Origin of the sequence: Lysinibacillus sp. BPa_S21 (genome assembly GCF_023337795.1) — a bacterium.
GTDB lineage: Bacteria > Bacillota > Bacilli > Bacillales_A > Planococcaceae > Lysinibacillus.
In genome coordinates this window covers 39,414-57,940 of record NZ_JALIRS010000001.1, presented here as the reverse complement: position 1 = coordinate 57,940, position 18,527 = coordinate 39,414, and the positions used below count along the sequence as shown (strand labels likewise).

Annotated in this window: 12 protein-coding genes, 1 other RNA gene and 1 pseudogene; 2 read left to right on the top strand and 12 right to left on the bottom strand. The window is 37.6% G+C overall.

Going from position 1 to position 18,527, the window contains the following annotated elements; translation table 11 throughout:
• Window positions 1–50 precede the first annotated feature (50 nt).
• The 11 genes from MOK21_RS00265 to MOK21_RS00215 form a co-directional block, all read right to left on the bottom strand.
• Complete coding sequence (locus MOK21_RS00265) at window positions 51–629, bottom strand: ANTAR domain-containing response regulator (RefSeq protein ID WP_249071693.1); 579 nt, start codon at window positions 627–629, stop codon at window positions 51–53.
• The gene (locus MOK21_RS00260; RefSeq protein WP_249071691.1) at window positions 622–2,052 is read right to left on the bottom strand and encodes a sensor histidine kinase; all 1,431 of its coding nucleotides are present in this window, start codon (window positions 2,050–2,052) and stop codon (window positions 622–624) included. Before MOK21_RS00260 ends, MOK21_RS00265 begins: the two co-directional genes overlap by 8 nt.
• Before the next feature lie 256 nt (window positions 2,053–2,308).
• Entirely contained in the window at window positions 2,309–4,216 is a 1,908-nt protein-coding gene (locus MOK21_RS00255) for an ATP-dependent DNA helicase (protein ID WP_249071689.1), read from the bottom strand.
• Window positions 4,217–4,301: 85 nt separating this feature from the next.
• Window positions 4,302–5,438, bottom strand: coding sequence for a THUMP domain-containing class I SAM-dependent RNA methyltransferase (locus MOK21_RS00250; RefSeq protein WP_249071687.1), 1,137 nt, complete (start codon window positions 5,436–5,438; stop codon window positions 4,302–4,304).
• 3 nt (window positions 5,439–5,441) lie between these two features.
• Complete coding sequence (locus MOK21_RS00245) at window positions 5,442–7,181, bottom strand: GGDEF domain-containing phosphodiesterase (RefSeq protein WP_249071685.1); 1,740 nt, start codon at window positions 7,179–7,181, stop codon at window positions 5,442–5,444.
• A gap of 417 nt (window positions 7,182–7,598) precedes the next feature.
• An RNA gene (rnpB, locus tag MOK21_RS00240) (RNase P RNA component class B) lies at window positions 7,599–7,979 on the bottom strand.
• Between the two features lie 60 nt (window positions 7,980–8,039).
• Window positions 8,040–8,333, bottom strand: a complete 294-nt coding sequence (gene gpsB, locus MOK21_RS00235; RefSeq protein WP_132359074.1) for a cell division regulator GpsB — start codon at window positions 8,331–8,333, stop codon at window positions 8,040–8,042.
• A 118-nt stretch (window positions 8,334–8,451) separates the two neighbouring features.
• The gene (locus MOK21_RS00230; protein WP_249071681.1) at window positions 8,452–9,708 is read right to left on the bottom strand and encodes a ribonuclease H-like domain-containing protein; all 1,257 of its coding nucleotides are present in this window, start codon (window positions 9,706–9,708) and stop codon (window positions 8,452–8,454) included.
• Window positions 9,709–10,056: 348 nt separating this feature from the next.
• Window positions 10,057–12,321: a DEAD/DEAH box helicase gene (locus MOK21_RS00225; protein ID WP_249071677.1), complete on the bottom strand. Its 2,265-nt coding sequence runs from the start codon at window positions 12,319–12,321 to the stop codon at window positions 10,057–10,059.
• Window positions 12,296–12,679: a YppE family protein gene (locus MOK21_RS00220; protein ID WP_249071675.1), complete on the bottom strand. Its 384-nt coding sequence runs from the start codon at window positions 12,677–12,679 to the stop codon at window positions 12,296–12,298. Before MOK21_RS00220 ends, MOK21_RS00225 begins: the two co-directional genes overlap by 26 nt.
• 588 nt (window positions 12,680–13,267) lie before the next feature.
• Window positions 13,268–13,462 (bottom strand): endonuclease, encoded by a 195-nt coding sequence (locus tag MOK21_RS00215; protein ID WP_249071674.1) that lies wholly within the window; start codon window positions 13,460–13,462, stop codon window positions 13,268–13,270.
• A gap of 426 nt (window positions 13,463–13,888) precedes the next feature.
• Here MOK21_RS00215 and recU point away from each other — a divergent pair, with 426 nt between their 5' ends.
• Together recU and MOK21_RS00205 are read left to right on the top strand one after the other, a co-directional pair.
• The gene (gene recU, locus MOK21_RS00210; RefSeq protein ID WP_249071672.1) at window positions 13,889–14,539 is read left to right on the top strand and encodes a Holliday junction resolvase RecU; all 651 of its coding nucleotides are present in this window, start codon (window positions 13,889–13,891) and stop codon (window positions 14,537–14,539) included.
• Window positions 14,536–17,250 carry a penicillin-binding protein 1A gene (locus MOK21_RS00205; protein ID WP_249071670.1) on the top strand — a complete coding sequence of 905 codons (2,715 nt, stop codon included), beginning with the start codon at window positions 14,536–14,538 and terminating at the stop codon, window positions 17,248–17,250. Before recU ends, MOK21_RS00205 begins: the two co-directional genes overlap by 4 nt.
• Window positions 17,251–17,418: 168 nt before the next feature.
• On the opposite strand, the pseudogene MOK21_RS24045 reads toward MOK21_RS00205, so the two are convergent.
• Window positions 17,419–17,663: pseudogene (locus tag MOK21_RS24045) on the bottom strand (transposase); the annotation flags it as partial.
• Between the last annotated feature and the right edge of the window lie 864 nt (window positions 17,664–18,527).

Genomic DNA, 18,527 nt, shown 5'->3' with positions numbered 1-18,527 from the left:
ATAAAAAAAAGACGCATTGAAAGAGGAAACCTCTTCAAAGCGTCTTTGCTTTAACTATTTACTTGTAAGGTATTGATAATGCGCCTTGCAATTAGCGCCATTTCCTGTTGAGCCCGCATACTCTCAGTGCGAATTTTTTTATAAGCTTCGTCCTCACTAAGGTTTTCTGCCTTCATAAGCAACCCTTTTGCTCGTTCGATTATCTTTCGCTTTTCTAATTCTGTTTGTTTATGCAGCAATTCTCCGTTTAGGCGGTTGAACTTATCAATCTGGTGAAACGCCACTTCCAACGCTGGCAGGACATTCCTCTCAGAAAATGGTTTCATGACATAGCCTAAAATATTATCCTGCTTCATGTACAGTAACAATTCTTTTTCACTATAAGCTGAAATAAATAGCACCGGTATACCGAGCTGCTGTTCAATAATTTTGCTTGCTTTTAAACCATCCAACTTTGGCATTTTAATGTCCATTAAGATTAACTGTGGCTTATGTGTAAAAGCCAACTCAATTGCTGATTCTCCATTATTCGCTTGTGCTACCACTTCGTAGCCGTTATCCTCGAGCATAAACTTCAAATCAATTGCAATAAGTGACTCATCTTCGACAATCATAACTTTCCTAGTCATTTAGGATAAATACCTCCTCACTTACAGGGAACTGAATTTGAGTATGTGTACCTTGTTCACTAGGGATAATTGAAAATGCGCCAGCTAAATCATATTCAACAAGCCTTATAATAATCTCCATTCCAAATGATGCCTTCACCTCTTGCATTCCAACGCCGTTGTCAGAAATATCTAGTGAAATAGTGGAAGCATCCTGTTGAAATTGAATGTCGATTTTACCCTCCTCACGACCAATAAAAGCATATTTCAGTGCATTTTGCAGTAGCTCACAAATGATTAACGCGAGCGAAACAGCTTTCTTAGAATGACAAAATAACTGTACATTATCATCATGAAAAGTTAACTGAATAGATGGTGTGTTGGATGTCCCAACCATTTTATTGCCAATCTTTTTAGACAACGCGATAACGTCCACTTTCTCTTCAGCATTATCCTCATTTTCTAAAATAAGTTCATAAACAGATGAAATACTATATATTCGATTTAACGCCTCTAGAAAAGCACTTGCACTGGAAGCTGACAAATCATTTCGCATTTGCAAGCGCAATAGACTTGTAACTGTCTGTAAATTATTTTTCACCCTATGATGAATTTCTCGTATAGCAAATGTTTTCATCATTAATTCATTTTCCTTCAACTTTAGCTCTGTAAGATCATGAATAATGAGGAGTGTCACTTTATCGTTTTGATGTCGAATAGGAATTTTTTTCACTATAAAGGATTTACGATCAATCGTAATTTCTAAGAAAAAGACATCGTCACCTTTATCATAGACCTCCTGTAAAAAAGGTAAAATCTTATTCAATGCAACGTTGTCAAAACGTTCTAGCCCTGATAGTTCGGATATTAATCGGTAGCCGGCAGGGTTGCTATAGATGACTTTGTTCTCATGATTTGTGAGAATAATAGATTCTACTAGCAAATCAGAAACTACTGGAATCGGTTGAGAATTTTGCTCTACAATATGCTCAATTAATGCAAAAGGCATTTGTCGAAAATCGCTTTTAGGTGTGGTTTGTATAACCACCTGTTTTTCCTGGATCAACACTGCAATAACCTGCTGGTTGTCATTAAAGAGAGGGACAACGTTTTGTTCAACCGTTATACCTTCCTGTGTGATGGCTCTAGTAATGGACGATTTTTCTTTATTTTTAAAAGCAGTAAATACTGCTGGCTCGAAGCTTTCGAAGACAAACTTACCAATTACAGATTTTTCGTATAAGCCCCATTCTGTTTTTGGGAAAGCCTCTGCTACAACAATGGCATGTGGTAAGTTTTCCAGCATGCAATCTATGAACATATAACAATCTGTCAACTCAGCATAATACGATAATGTAGCTTCTATTTCTATTAACTTTTCTACATCTATTGCAGATAAGCTCGTATATTTTTGGCACAACGTTTGAATGTTCGACAGGCTCAAACCCCCTATCACAAAATAACCAACTATTAATTTGATTATTCTTAAAATTCCTTTTCATCATTATAAACCTTTTGCAAAATTATTTTCAATATAAAAAATAATTTCCTTCAACAATTTTCGTTGCATTACAAAGAACTATATAACTTAAAAGAGAAATATTCAACACTTTTTTCAAGTTCTACATTATCTCACGATAAAAATATTATTTTACTTTACAAAAAAAGCGAGATTGCAGCAGGTGCAATCTCGCTTTTTTCTACTTTATTTCTGGTGTAACAGCTAATATATTTTCAAATGTTTCACGTTGCTTTGCTTCTTCTTCATTCAGCAAAATATGGATATCTCCATGGTCATTTGAAGTACGAATTAAACGGCCCATTCCTTGTTGTAAACGAAGTTGCATGAACGGTAATTCCACTTCTTCATATGGATTTTCTGCAAATGTACGTTTCGCATCAAATAAAGGATCATGTGGAGGGAAAGGTAAATCAAAAATAATCACTCGTGTTAATGCCTCTTCCGGCAAATCTAGACCCTCCCATAAATGATAGGAGCATAATGTTTTGATGGTGCCTTCTTGGAAATCACGAACAATCCCTGATAGTTCACGGTCCCCCTCAAACGCTACATACATCCGTTCCATAAGAGGTAATTCCGCTTTAAAATCTAACATCGCTTGCTTTGATTTAAATAAGATTAATGTTTTTTCGCCATCACGTAACAGCTGTTGAACACGCGTTGTTTTCCCTTTTTGCGATAGCTCATGTAAATAGATTCGCATAACTTCTTCATAATCGAATGGCGAAGGAACAGAGAACGACTGATAATCACGAATTCCTAAGCTATAGGCAATATATGAAAAATCTTTATTGACTGATAAAGTCGCTGAAGAGAATATTATTGGCAGTTTTTTAGAAAATAATTTTTCTGCTAAAACTTCTGTGATGAGACGCGGCATAATTACGAGCGTTTCCTCCCCATCAGTTTCCTCTAACCAATCAACAGCATCTCCCTGTGCTACGAAAATACGTAAAGATGCCTCGTATTGTTCTAAATACTCTTCTGCCATATTTAATTCATACTCTGGAATCATATACATTTCAGATTCAAAAACAAATTCCTCAAGTAATGTTTCAACATCAGCAATAAGTTGTTTACCGTATTTCAACAGATTTGACGATTTATTAATTCGTTTACGTTCTTCTTCAGAAGCTACTAGATCATCTCGTAGCTGGTCAAAAAATAGCTCGTGATCATCTTGTAATTTTTCCATCGCATATAATGTACGTTCTCGCACACCATCTACCATTAAACGCTCTAACAATTGAACAATTGTTGTCGCCTGTACTTTATACGTCATTGCTTTCTGTGCAGCATACTCCAATAAATGACCTTCATCTAGCACAATCATTGACACTTCAGGCAATAAAGCTAATTGACCTTCACGTTCACGGGAATCCTTTGTTGCTAAATGCTCCATTAAGAAATCTTGTGAACAAATAATGAGATCTGCCGATTTACGATAATGTGCGCGATGTAATGTTTGACCACATCTATTACGCAGGTCACATACTGAACACTGCATAATTGAATTGTAGTTTACTTTTTGCCAATCTTCATCACTAACAGTTGGATAATCGCTACGTTCACCATAAGGTTGTATAGCAATCATCGAACCCTGTGCGTATACTCCGTCAGGTATAGAAAACGCAATATCATCGATCCATTCATCAGTTTCTACTTTTTCTGCTTCCTCAAAACGTTTTAAGCATAAGTATTGGTCTCGTGATTTTGCTAGGCGAACATCAATTTCAAGACCTAACGTTTTCTGTAGTTTATAAATATCTCCGCCCTCTTTTACTAACTGGTCGATTAAGGTTTCATCAGCACATGCGATCAGCGCTGGTTTACCAGTATAGCGTGCATAGGATACAGCCGGTAGTAAGTAGGCAATTGTTTTCCCAGTCCCTACACCTGCCTCTGCAAAAAGCACATTTTTCTCTTTTAAAGCCTGCTCAATTTGATAGGCCATAAAAATTTGTTCATCACGGCATTCAAAGCCCTTTTCAGGTAATTCATCATAAAGGACGTCACCCATCCAGTCACCTAATGACTCAAAAAATGAGCGATCCTTTGTTAATACAAATGGTAAAGATTTACGCAATTGACGTTCCCCCTCTAACTATCTGGTCCTATTATACGCGACGAAACGGAAGATAAGAAAAAATCTTATCTTCCGTTATCGTTTTTTAATCTCTTTTAGACTTTTGTCCCCAGAATTGGTAATAATTCGTTTCAATAAAGCCATTGAATAATTTACGCTTCTTGGTCGATTGACGACCGTACAATTCCTCAAAGTTTTTCATTGAAGACAGCATGTACACAGACCAAGTCGGATAGTTTTTCATGACTTTTCCTAAATCACGAATTACTTGCTCTACGACTTCGATATCACCAATACGCTCACCGTATGGAGGATTACCAATCATAACACCATCTGTTAACTGTGTTGTAAAATCACGTGCTTGCATTTGCTTGAACGTAATTATATCACCAAAGCCCGCTTCTAATGCATTTTCTTGGGCTATACTCACCATGCGATGGTCTATATCAGACCCAAAAATTTCTAATGGTTGATCATAGTTCGCTAAGCTATCCGCTTCATCTCGCACTGCATCCCAAATTTTTGCCTTCATCCATGGCCAATCTTCTGAAATAAATTCACGATTATAGCCCGGTGCAATATTTTGCCCAAACATTGCAGCTTCTAATGCGATTGTACCTGAACCACAGAATGGATCAACGAACGGTCGATTAGGATTCCATTTTGAAATTTGAACGAGTGCCGCTGCTAATGTTTCTTTTAATGGTGCTTCACCTTGTGCTTGACGATAACCGCGTTTATGCAAGCCTGTACCCGATGTATCAATAGTAAGTGTAGCCACATCTTTTAAGATTGAAACTTCAATTTTATAGGTTGCACCGGATTCATCTAAAAACCCTAGTCGCTTATAATGCTGTTTCATGCGCTCTACAATTGCTTTTTTAGTAATTGCCTGACAATCTGGTACACTAAATAATTTCGATTTAACAGACTTCCCTGATACTGGGAAAGCTGCATCAACTGGTAGGTATTTTTCCCAAGGTAGCGCTTTTACACTTTCAAACAACTGTTCAAAAGTTTTTGCCGGAAACTGACCTACAACAATTTTTACGCGGTCTGCTACACGTAGCCATAAATTTGTTCTTGCAATGGCCGTTTCGTCACCTTCAAAATACACTTTGCCGTTATCAACTGTTGTTTCATAGCCTAGTGCCTTTACCTCTTGTGCCACAATTGACTCTAATCCCATTGCGGCAGTTGCTACTAATTTATAGTTTGCCATACACTAATTCCTTCCTTGATGTTCAATTTCCCAATACTCCATAAACTTCATAAGTTCATGAAGTGGCAACGGTTTACTGTAATAATAGCCTTGAATTATATCACAGTTCATTTTACGTAGTATATCCACTTGTTGTGCTTGTTCTACACCTTCGGCAACAACTTTCATTTTTAGGCGATGCGACATTTGAATAATGGCATCCACTACGGCCTGTTTTTCTTCGAGTGCGCCAATATGTTGAATAAAGCTTCGGTCGATTTTTAAATAATCAAGAGGAAAGCGAACTAAATAACTAAGTGACGAATAGCCTGTCCCAAAATCGTCAATAGAAATTTTAAAGCCCATTTTTTTAAGTCGCCCAAGCTTGCTAACCGTTTCATTTGCACTGTTCATTACAGTACGCTCTGTCACTTCGATTTCAAAATTATTAGCAGATGTGTTATATCGTTCTAATATCGTTTGTACAGAGTCTAAAAAGTTTTGTTGCTTAAAGTGAATGCTAGAAACATTAATGGCAACCGGGGCCTTATAGCCACATTGTCGCATCTCAATAACAGCCTCACAAGCTTTTTCTATAATCACTTCGCTTAAAGGAATGATTAATCCTGTTTCCTCTGCATAAGGAATAAATTCTGCAGGAGAGACAAACCCTAGCTTTTCACTATTCCAACGAACAAGTGCCTCTAAACCTTGAATCTCTTCCTTTTCCATAGATATTTTAGGTTGGAAATGCAGCTCAAATTCCCGGTTTTCGATTGCTCTCCGTAGTTCTGAATCTAATAATAAAACACGCTGAGCATCCGTCTTCAATTCATCGAAATAAAACGCATAATCGTTAAGGCCATTCTTTTTTGAATAAGTCATGGCCTTGTCAGCACAATGAATCAACTGCTCCGTTGTTTCACCGTCTAATGGGTACATGCTAATACCAATACTAGTAGAAATAAAGATATCTTGACCATTAACATCCAAAGGCTGTTCAATAATCCCAATAATTTGTTCAGCAAAATTTGCAGCTTCTTTGGCATTCTTCACATTTGTTAACGTAATAATAAACTCATCACCGCCATATCTAGCAATGATATCTTTATTTTTCAACAATGATTTTAAGCGCTTTGCCACCTCTACTAGAATAGTATCTCCGACTGCATGACCTAGCGTATCATTAATTTGCTTAAATCTATCTAAATCTAAAAAATAAACTGCATGCTGTACTGAATGAGAAATAGTAGAAGTTGATTCCAATAAATTATCCATTCTTTCAATATATGCAAATCGATTTGATACTTCTGTTAATGAGTCCGTTAACAAACGCTTTTCGAGTTCATTTTCTACTATTTTTCTTTCAGACAAATCTGTGAAAATACCACAGTAATTTGTAATCTCTCCTTCATCGTTGGCTACACCAACAATTGTTAACCATTCTGGATACACGTCTCCAGTTTTCCGACGATTCCATATTTCCCCCTGCCAAATACCTTCTTGTCGTATCTTTTGCCACATATCTAAATAAAATTGCAATTCATGAATACCTGACTGTAGAACGGCTGGCGTTTTTCCAACCACTTCATCACGCTTATAGCCAGTTACAAATTCAAATGCAGGATTGACCAATTCTATTCTTTTTTCTTTATCTGTGATCATAATGCCTTCAGATACATTTTCGAAGATTTTTGTCATCAAGGCAGTAGGATATTGGGTAATCGAATTTAGGTTCTCCAGACTATCGTTCACTCTGTTCATGTTTTCGCTCCATCCTATCTCTCTTTACTACCCTCATTATTTAGAAAAGCGCTTTTGCGCCAGTCTACTTTTTATGTAGACAATATGTACATCGTTGCGATAACGTTTAACTTTTTTATCAATGTTTTATGTAATGTAAGCGAAATGGTAGTTACAAGCGTTTTATGTAGCGAAAGCAAAGCATCAGACTAAATTCATCACATCCATGCGATAACGGCTAACTGACTTGTATCAGTAAAAACACCAAGCCATGAGGCACCATCGAAATGACCAACAGTGTACAGTCTTCTAATTCTCAAACGTATATCGCGCATGCCTAGGCATGATTTAAAAGTAACTTTTTCTTACTGTATTCAAAAGAAAAGCTCTCCACCAAATTGGAGAGCGCTTGTCATTTCATAAATAAGCATCAAAAAATTCCATAAGCCATGTTTTGTTCCCGAGTACTCAAACAGCTAATTGCCTCGTACGGCCGGGTAGTAATCATCTATCTACAGAGTTAACTCTGTCCCTCTATCCGTTCAATTCCTTCTAGAGAGTGCCCCTACCATAATTTGGGTTTCTCACTCGTGGGGTTTACCTCGTTCCACCTTGCATGTTTCCAAGCAAGCTACGTCACTGTGGCACTTTCAGGAAGTTTCAACCATATCAATAAGACTTAGGTTTTCCTTCCGCCGTCAGCCTTTCAGCTGCCTTACCTTATTTTTTCAGTAAGCACGAACACTACGGTCATCTCAGAACCGTGCGAGCATGGACTTTCCTCTACGACGTCTAGCGCCGCAGCGATTACCCGAATTTCATGATGATAAAAAGATTATACTAGAGTTTTATGATAAATACAATATATTTGATAAAAAATTATTCGTACAACTTACTACCAAATACGTGTTTCTCTAAATTCGAAAGACGTTTTAAAATATCAAAGTTTGTCGTACCTGTTGCCGATGCGACAGGTTGTCTCTTAGGAGTATTATCAATTTCTTCTTTTAACTGTTTATTTTCTTCACGAAGTTGGGCCACCACTTTTTCAAACGTTTCATAGTCTTGTATTATTTCATCAAGAAATGAATCGACTTCTTCAACATTGTAGCCTTTAAAATTTTTCTTAAATTCCTTTTCAAGGATCATTTTTGACGTTAATTTAATATCCATTCACATCGCCCTTCCTCACACTACATACGTTACATTATAGCACACTTCATCATATTATATCGTCTGAAAACATCAAATGTAAGGCTAAACTTGTCGTTTCTTGCGCTTACCTGGGAAATTATTTCTTATTTCCTAATCTGAGTAACCTCTTTTCCCAAGAAATTCCCCATTTCTGCTTTTGCTCTACTCTCCATTGCTCATTCTGTTTAATTAAGTTTATGCCCTCTTGAGTATAGTAAAGAGCCTGGTCATAATCTTTCATTTGATGCTCATATATCATAGCGAGCTGTTCTAATACATGCAACTTTTTTCTTTGATCAACGAAATGGAGAGCGGACACAAATGCATTGATCGCTTCACTAAACTTTTTATTTCGTTTATGTTGGATGGCTAAATAATAATGTGCATTTCCTGCTTCAAGTGCATTAAATTGCGTCGTTACCTTTTCTAAAACCTTTACACTCTGTGGACTTTCTTTTAAATCAGCATACCATTTACCGATATTTGTAAATGTCTTTGCCGATTCTTCACTCGTCTCTTCAAATAGCAAATTTGTAGAGTGGACATAAAGTGTAATCAGTGAAAGTAAATCCCATTCATTATGAAGAAGGACTTTCATAAGCGCATCTGGAGCACCGCTTTTGATGGCATCTAAATAAATAATAGGTGCAAGATATCCAGGTATATCTCCTGTGCGGGAAAAGCCAAGCTTCTCTCCCTCCACAGATTTTAATTTCATTCGTTCCATATCATTTTTCCATAAACGCTTTGAACTATGCAACAAATCGATTTGCCGTTGTGTACGCAGTTTCGGTAATTCTTTTTGGTGGAGTGTCCACCGTGTTTCAAGCTGCGGCCAGTCAAAGCTTTTTCCATTGTAGGTAATAACCGTAGCTGTTTTTTGCCAAAGCTTTGATTCAAAAAGTAAAGCAGCCTCATGTGCAGGATCGGCTAGAATATATTGCGTTAACATAAAGCTTTCATCTTCTTCAGATACTTCTAAAAAGCCTAAAAGAAAAATTTGTGTGCCTACACCTTTTAAGCCTGTCGTTTCCGTATCAAAAAATAATACTGGTTCATTCATTGCTAACGCATATGGATGTTCGAACTTTGCCTCTTGCCATTTTACTAACGCATCAAAAAATGACTGCAACTTATAATGACCATGCTGATAATTAAACGGATACTGCACCTGTCGTTTAAAAACAATACCGTACTCATTTTCTACAACTGTTAGTCCCGCCTTTTCCCACCGCTCAGTATAGCTTGGAGCAACTGGTTTTTGATAAGCAGGTTTTTCCTCTTTTTTTATAGTTGTTGTCGTTTTTTTACCGAGCATTTTTTTCATTTGTAAAATTTTATTTTCGTAAGACATTTCCTTCACTCATTTTCTGCATGTAAAATTGCTAAAACTTTTTCTTCGCTTACTGTAATCATAACGAATTATTAACTTCTGCACAAAGAGAAAATATTGTAGTGAGAATAGTAGAATGTCCTTATCACAATGCTTCATCGCAGAGCAAAATTCCCCATAAGCAACTTTAAGTGGATAAAGAATCAACACATCGGAGAAAATAATTACGCAAATCTTTATCGAATATTTCTTAGAGTCAATAAAATTGCCCAAATGTAAAAGTAGTACAACCGTTAAATGCTATTTTCTCTCATAAGAAGAGGGCTTGAGGCTTAACTTTAGCATTCCCCCTCAATCCCTCTTTGTCATTCAATTTAAAATTTCTAATAACTCCATCACTTTTTTCTTCGATTGCTGTAAGCTATCTTGAGCTCCTATACAAGATGGACAGCCTGATTCACAAGCACATCTCGCTACATGTTCCTGTGTCTTCGATAATAAATCTTCCCATAAATCATATACCTTTTCACTTAATCCAATACCGCCTGGATACTTATCATAAACAAAAAATGTCGGTTGCTCATTATGAGTTGCCTTTACCTGCGGAACAACTGCTACATCACTACTATCACATTGAATGAACAGAGGGATGAAGGCATTCATCGCATATGCTGCTCCTGTCATAGCATCCGTTAACTCGGCCTCCGACCATTTTTCTAGCGTAGAGAATGATAGCCAAGATGAGTTTGTATGCATTTCGTCAGGTGGTAGATGAATTGGGCCAGAACCAATATTATCGTGTGTACCGAAGCGTATTTTTTTAAAGATCGTTGCCTGCGCGACTAAGCCGACATCACCGAAGCCAATAACACCACTCTTATAATCTCTGCTCCGATCTTCCTCTAGTACTTTCATCTCAACTGCAAGATTAGCGTCAGTATAGTAATCGACATCTACTTCTCGTACAAACGCTTTCTTTTCTTCCCAATCAAGCTTTTCTACTTGAAATTGAATGCCCTGATGCAAATAAATAGCCTCTTCATGTAGCAATGTCATCGCACTATGACGATCCATTTCACCAATAACCTTTGTTTGCGCAGGGACAGTCATGTCAATTATTACGACATTTTCTTGTGAAGCAGAGCGAAGACTAATATCATGAGCAGGAAAACGATCACTCATCCAATGCCACTTTTCACTCGTTTTAAAAATAACGCCTTCCTCTGATAAGTATTCAAGTAACTCCTGAATCTCATATTCACCATACGTATCATGTGAGGAAAAGGGTAGCTCAAACGCTGCACATTTCAAATGATCCATTAAAATTAGCATATTTTCAGGATAAATACGTGCTTCCTCTGGTGCACTGCCAAGTAAAAAAAGTGGATGGTTCACTACGTACTGGTCAAGCGCTGCCGATTGTGCTACATAAATGATTAGCGCCTCGTCCTGACGACGGCCAGCACGACCTGCTTGCTGCCAAGCACTTGCGATATTTCCTGGGTATCCTGTCATGATACATGCTTGTAATTGGCCTATATCGACACCTAATTCCAGCGCATTTGTACTAACCACCGTCTGAATAGTACCGTCACGAAGACCTCGTTCAATAACACGTCGCTCAGATGGTAAATAACCACCTCGATAACCTCGCACCGATTCATCTAAAAGTTTATTGCGTGTAAGTTCCTTTAAGTATGTTACAATCATTTCTACTCGTACACGACTTTTAGCAAAAATAATGGTTTGAATACCTGCTGTATATAATCTTTTTGCGAGATCGCTCACCTCTAAAACAGCACTTCTACGAACACCAAATGTTTTATGAACAATAGGTGGGTTATAAAAAAGAAATGTTTTTTTCCCAACTGGCGCTCCGGAATCACTGATTAAAGAATGGCTTTCATTCGTTAAAGCTTGTGCTAACTCTTTTGGATTTTTAATAGTTGCTGATGTACAAATGAAAATCGGCTTACTGCCATAAAACTCACAAATACGCTTTAACCTTCGAATTACATGCGCAACATGTGAGCCAAACACACCTTTATATGTATGCAACTCATCAATGACGATATACTGCAAATTTTCAAATAGTGAAACCCATTTCGTATGATGTGGCAAAATCCCCGAATGAAGCATATCAGGATTTGTCATCACAATATGCCCTGCCTTACGAACCCTTTGACGAATACCAGGCGCAGTATCCCCATCATACGTATAGCTTAAAATTTCTTCACCGCTTTGTTCTATTAATTCATTTAAATCATTTTTCTGATCTTGCGCCAAAGCTTTCGTTGGAAATAAATAAATCGCGCGTGAATTTTTATCCTCTAATATTTTTTGAAGAACCGGTAAATGGTAGCAATATGATTTTCCAGATGCTGTTGGTGTAACGGCAGTAAAGGAAACACCCTCCACCGCGTAATCAAAAGCTTGACGTTGATGGGTATACAGTTGTTCTATTCCTCTTGTACGAAGAGCTTTTACAAGTGAAGGATGTAGATTCTCTGGAAAAGGTGCATATTTAGCATCTCGCCCTTCTAGCGTTTGCCAATGTAATATACGTTCCTTCAACTCCTCATCATATCTCCACTCGTTTAACAGTTCACTAATGGTTCTTTTTTTCGATAACATCTGTTTCTATCTCCTTCACTAGCCGTTCAACTTTTTTAAACGTATAAGAGGCTGAATGAATTGCATCTAAAAAACGCTTTTTACTTGTTTCTTTATAAAAAGATTGCACAACAAATTGCTCCATCGACTCCACCGCTGAAGCAATTTGTTGTGTATGCATATATTTTGGCTTATTTTTTTCAATCCACCCATTCGCCTCCTGCTGCCATTCCTTTAAAAGCTGGTGAATGACATCAGCGTGTGGCTTAACCTCAGCAAAAAAGTCGGGCGTTCGATTCTCCTCACGCATTTGCCAGAAGCGTGAAACACATTTTTCACATTCATCTATTAATTTGGAAGTTTGCTGTATTAACAACAATTCGCACCTCATCTCATCACTAAGGCTCATTACCAAAATATAGGGTTCCAACTAGGCACTTTCCTAGCGGACGTCCGATGAGCGACTTGGACTAAAAGAATGTTGGTCGTACAAAAGCTGCGTGAACTTAGAACACGATGTTCTTTGACTTCGTTCTCTTATAGCTCTCATCTTTGACGCTACCCTTAAAGAGCCGCTCAGTCTCACGCCAACAAATATTCCCTTAACTTTTGGTAATAGTCTTAAAATATTATCGTAGCTTCTTTTATCTCTAATTGAGAAGTTCGTATTTTAACTGTTGCTCATGATTCATTCGTATGAACCTAAACGCATAGTATCATTTTAGGTTAATGTTCTGAAACAGTTAAACAATAATGACATAAAACATCACTTGTAGCTGTCGCTACATAAAACTAAAGCTCGCTCAACAAAAAATCTCTTATTAATCTATATACGCTCACGAGCAAATTAACACTACATGATTTGTAAATGCCATTATTGTACGCCCACTATCGTGGTAATTAATGTATAAAAAACACTCATAATGAGTTATTTAAATTGCATATGAGATAAGTGTACCAAAGTCTATCATTTTTCACTACTAATAGGCGAACAAGCATTCTTTACTTGCCAGTTCTTTTCTGCTAAGCTTACTTTCTGGCTAACAGATTTGAGCTGCATAAAAAAATTCATGCTTTGAGCGTTGTTTTCCAAAGACACTCTCGTTAACAGTAATTGATTGACTAGATCCAACTGGGCAACTAATTGTTTAAACTTGTTCAAAATAACGCCTCCTTTGCTTTAATTTAAGTATTCCTCGCATGTATAAAATAACCTTCATGCGTGACAAAATAAGCGTAAGTTAGCTGAAAGAAGAAGTATTTCGATAAAATTTAATTGAAGTAGTCTATTAAATTTCTTCGTCTTCAAAATAGTAATCTAGGTAAAAAGCTAACGCGGAGTACAGTTTTTTCTATTATTTCACTTAGAAATTTCATCAGTTATTTTGACGATTCACGTGAAAGAACTAGTTATATTACATGATATTTTTCGACTTTAAGAGGCGAAAATTGCCCAAAGATCCATCATTAGTCGGTAATTCTAAACGTTTCTTATCTAACATCAATTATACTATTAATGGAAGTGGAGAACTGCTACTTAATCATGGTAAACTATTGTATAATAGCAGTATTATAGAGGGTGAACTAAATGACAATTCGTTATCCGAATGGGAAATTGTATTCTCCTAATCCTACTGTTCAAAAAACAGTAAAAAAGGGGAAGGACAAAGATTTTTCTTTTAGTAATCGAGGAAAAACACTAGAAGATGAAATTAATGAAGCAAACGATTATTATGTAAAAAGACGACTTGCTATCATTCATAAGAAACCTGTTCCCGTGCAAATCGTCAAAGTAGAGTACCCATCACGAAGCGCTGCAGTTATTCGTGAGGCTTATTTTCGAACGCCATCAACAACAGATTACAACGGTGTTTGGAATGGGCATTATATTGATTTTGATGCTAAAGAAACAGCTTCAAAGACCAGTTTTCCCCTAAAGAATATTCACTTACATCAAATGACACATATGCAGCAAGTGACGGAACAAAATGGTGTGGCTTTTATTATCGTTCGTTTTTCAGCTTTTGAACGATATTTTATCGTGCCATACGATGTTTTACAAAAGGCCTGGCTAGCGATGGAAAAAGGAGAACGTAAATCGATCCCCTTTTCAACTATTGAAAAGGAAGCTTTTGAAATTCCAACAAGCTATTACCCACGTATCGATTATTTACCGATTATCCAACAGCTCATTAAAGCGCAAAGCCATGGTTCTGAAAGTGAGGAGATTGTAGAATGACTGAACGTCGTCCAACACGCGGTGAGCATCAAAAGGCTCTCGCTCAAAAAAATAAAAAAAGCGCTCCTAAACCTTCAAAGAAAAAATGGTTCAAGCGCATTACGTTAACTCTTGTAGCTATAGTTGCTGCATGTTTTATTGGAGGTGCTGGGTTATTCGCCTATTATGCAAGTTCCGCACCTAAACTAGATGAAAACTTACTGAAGGATCCAGTTTCCTCAGAGTTCTATGATAAAAACGGTGATTTATTTGCAACGATAGGAGCAGAAAACCGTAAATATGTAAAATATGAAGATATACCAAAGGATATGATTAACGCTATCCTTGCAACGGAAGATGTACGCTTTTTCGAGCACGGTGGTATGGATTTTTATCGCCTTGGTGGCGCAATACTCGCTAACTTCCGTGATGGCTTCGGAGCACAAGGGGCCTCTACATTAACACAGCAAGTTGTTAAAAACTCATTTTTACAAAATGAGAAAAAATTAAAACGTAAAGCACAGGAAGCTTGGCTTGCTTACCAATTAGAACGTAAATATTCAAAAGAAGAAATTTTTGAAATGTACTTTAACAAAATGCTGATGTCAGGTCGTGTTTATGGCTTCGGTACAGCAGCCCAATATTTCTATGGGAAAGAACTAAAAGATTTAACTTTAGATGAAGAAGCATTACTTGCAGGTTTAGTACAACGCCCAAATGCTTATAATCCATTAAAAAATCCTGAACTTGCAGAAAAACGCCGTAATACGGTTCTAGGATTAATGTATCAACATGGAAAAATATCAAAAGCTCAGATGGAAGAAGCAAAGAAAGTAAACGTTCAAGCTGGTCTAGCTGACGATGCGACACGTCAAAAATTTACTGGCTCTAAATACGATGCCTTCCTTGATGTTGTTATTAATGAACTAGAGAAAAACGGTGATGGTAGTGCAATGGCAGAAGGAATTAAAGTCTATACAACACTTGATCCGAAAGCCCAACAAACTGTTGAAAACATTATGAAAGATGACAGTAACTTCCCAACAGAAAAGATTGAATCAGGTGTGGCTGTCATTGATACGAAATCTGGTCAAATTCAAGCAATCGGTGGCGGTCGCAAATTTGGGCCTGAACGTGGTTTCAACTATGCATATGACTTAAAACATCAACCTGGCTCAACGATGAAGCCATTACTAGATTATGGACCAGCAATTGAAAATTTAAAATGGTCAACTGGTCAAACACTTGTAGATAAACCTATGAACTACACAAACTCGAATCAAACCATTACAAACTGGGATAACAAATATATGGGTGCAATAACAGCACGTAAAGCTTTATATGCTTCACGTAACGTTCCAGCTGTTAAAACATTACAAGAAGTTGGTATAGATAAAGCAACAGAATTTGTTGGTCGTTTAGGTATTCATTCTGAAAATGTTTATGAATCTGACGCGATCGGTGGTGGAGATATTACGATGTCTCCTACACAAATGGCGGCTGCCTATGCAGCATTCGGGAATAATGGTGTATATACTGATCCTTATTCGATTACAAAAATCGTATACCGCGATGGTAAAACAACAAAAGACTACACACCAGAGCCTACTGTAGCAATGAGCGATTATACAGCTTATATGGTGACAGATATGTTACGTGACGTTGTCGGCAATAAGCCTGATGCATCAGGTACTGCTGCCAATGTATCTGGATTAGATATTGCAGGTAAAACAGGTACAACAAACTATTCAAATGCTGATTTTAATAAGCATAATTTACCGGGCACAAGTGTGCCGGATTCATGGTTTGCTGGTTACACAACAAACTATTCAATCGCTGTTTGGAGTGGTTATGAAGATCACTTTGATCCTATTACTACTTGGGATGAACGTCGTTTACCACAATATCTATTCAAACAAATTATGAAAGATATTTCGGCGAACGTAGAAACACCACGTTTCAAAAAACCAAAGTCAGTTGTGGAAGCTACAATTGAAGTAGGCTCAAAGCCACTAAAATTAGCTAGTAATTTTACGCCAAATGAGAAACGTCAAACAGAGCTATTCGTACGTGGTACAGAGCCTAATGAAGTTTCAGATGAATACGCAATGCCAGAACTTTCAACACCTTACAATGTAAGTGCAAGCCTTGATTTAGAAGGTCAATCTATCAATATTTCTTGGGAGCATGATGCAATGCTTAATCCGGAAACAAATGAACCGCTACCAACTACATTCGAGGTATCCGCTACTAAAAAAGGTGGAGAAACTATTTCCCTTGGTAAAACGGAAAGTAAAGGCTTAGCAGTTAGCAATACACTGGAAGATGGCAATTACACGATTTCTGTCGTAGCTGTTGTAGATGGTACACGCAGTAAACCAGGGACAACTTCCTTCGAAGTAACTGGGACAACTGATGAAAATGAAGAGCCAGATACTCCGGATGAACCTGATGTTGAGGAACCGACAAACCCTGATCAAAATGGTAATACCGAGGAAAACGGTAACCAAAATGAGAACGGAAATGGTAACACTGACAATAACAACAATCATGGAAATGGAAATGGAAATGGTAACACTAACGGGAATGGCAACAACGGCAATGGTAACAACGGCAATGCCGGAAATGGCGGTACCCCACCAGGAAACAATGGCAACAATAATGGTAACAAGCCACCAACAACGCCAACTGAACCAACCCCTCCAGATGAGGGCGCCGGTAGTACTGAATAAAAAAAGCAGAGTAGCTTAACACGAGGCACTGAAAAACTTACATTTTTTTATAATAGTGAACCTTTTCCAGATAATAATAAGGCACTTCTTGTTCTATTTTGAACAGGAAGTGCCTTATTTCTGTCTCTATTCCTTATTTATTTTCGTTTAGTAGCTTTAATATCCATTTCAAATCGTTGTGACACCTTGAATTTCGATGCCAAATAGACCACGTATCGTACCCGTGTCCGTTTTTTAATTCACTATTCTTGGCTTCTACTTTGTAGCGATTTGCAGCTAACTGCTTAAATGCTTCCGTATTTTGAAATGCTTCTTGTTCGACATATGTATCTGACTTGATTGTGACAGAATACGTTTTACGCTTTGCGCCCTTTTTGAAAACAGTCCTCTCTCATTAGACATACTTTGCATTGTAATTTTCATACCTGCTTGTGTGCTTTTTTCAATTATTTTAAGAAGATATTTCCCATTGTTTTCTTCATGGTTGTAATGACAGCCGCTGTAATAATTCGTTTATCACTCTCGCAATATGTCTTGTACCCGAAGAAAGAGGATTCCGCCGTTTTATGCCCTTTTCGCGCATCCGCATCAGAAGAGTAATTTAAATGTTCTTGGAAATCTTCCACGACTTCTTTAAGACATTCAGCTTTGGTAATTGTGGTTCCTTTGAGAATCAATAAGTTCATTGATCTGGGCGAAGTATATTATCTTTTGGCACAACAATATCATAGATCGCCATGTATGTACTTTAATTAAGGGTTTCTTGATATGAAATCATCGGGGACACCACCTGCACATTAATTCTTTTATTAGCGTGACTAAAATAATAGTATGATACATTGCGTTGTTTGGAGAAGCATCGCTCGACTCCTGCGGGAAAGCGAGACAGACGAGACCCCGCACGTAGCGAAGCGTAGGAGGAGGCTCGACGCTCGCCCGCGGAAAGCGAGCGAAATGCTTCGGAAAACAACAAAAGATGTAAATTGCAATTTTATTCAAACAAAATCATGCGAATTGGAGGAATGGAATTACGTCCATTGTCTAAACAATATTCTCCGTAATGCGCCATGTATGGACTTAAATTAAGGGTTTCTTGATTTGAAATCATCAGGGGCATCACCTGCACAATTCTTTTAAAGGAAAGCGTGACTAAAATAAGTATGATACATTGCGTTGTTTGGAGAAGCATCGCTCGACTCCTGCGGGAAAGCGAGACAGACGAGACCCCTCACGTAGCGAAGCGTAGGAGGAGGCTCGACGCTCGCCCGCGGAAAGCG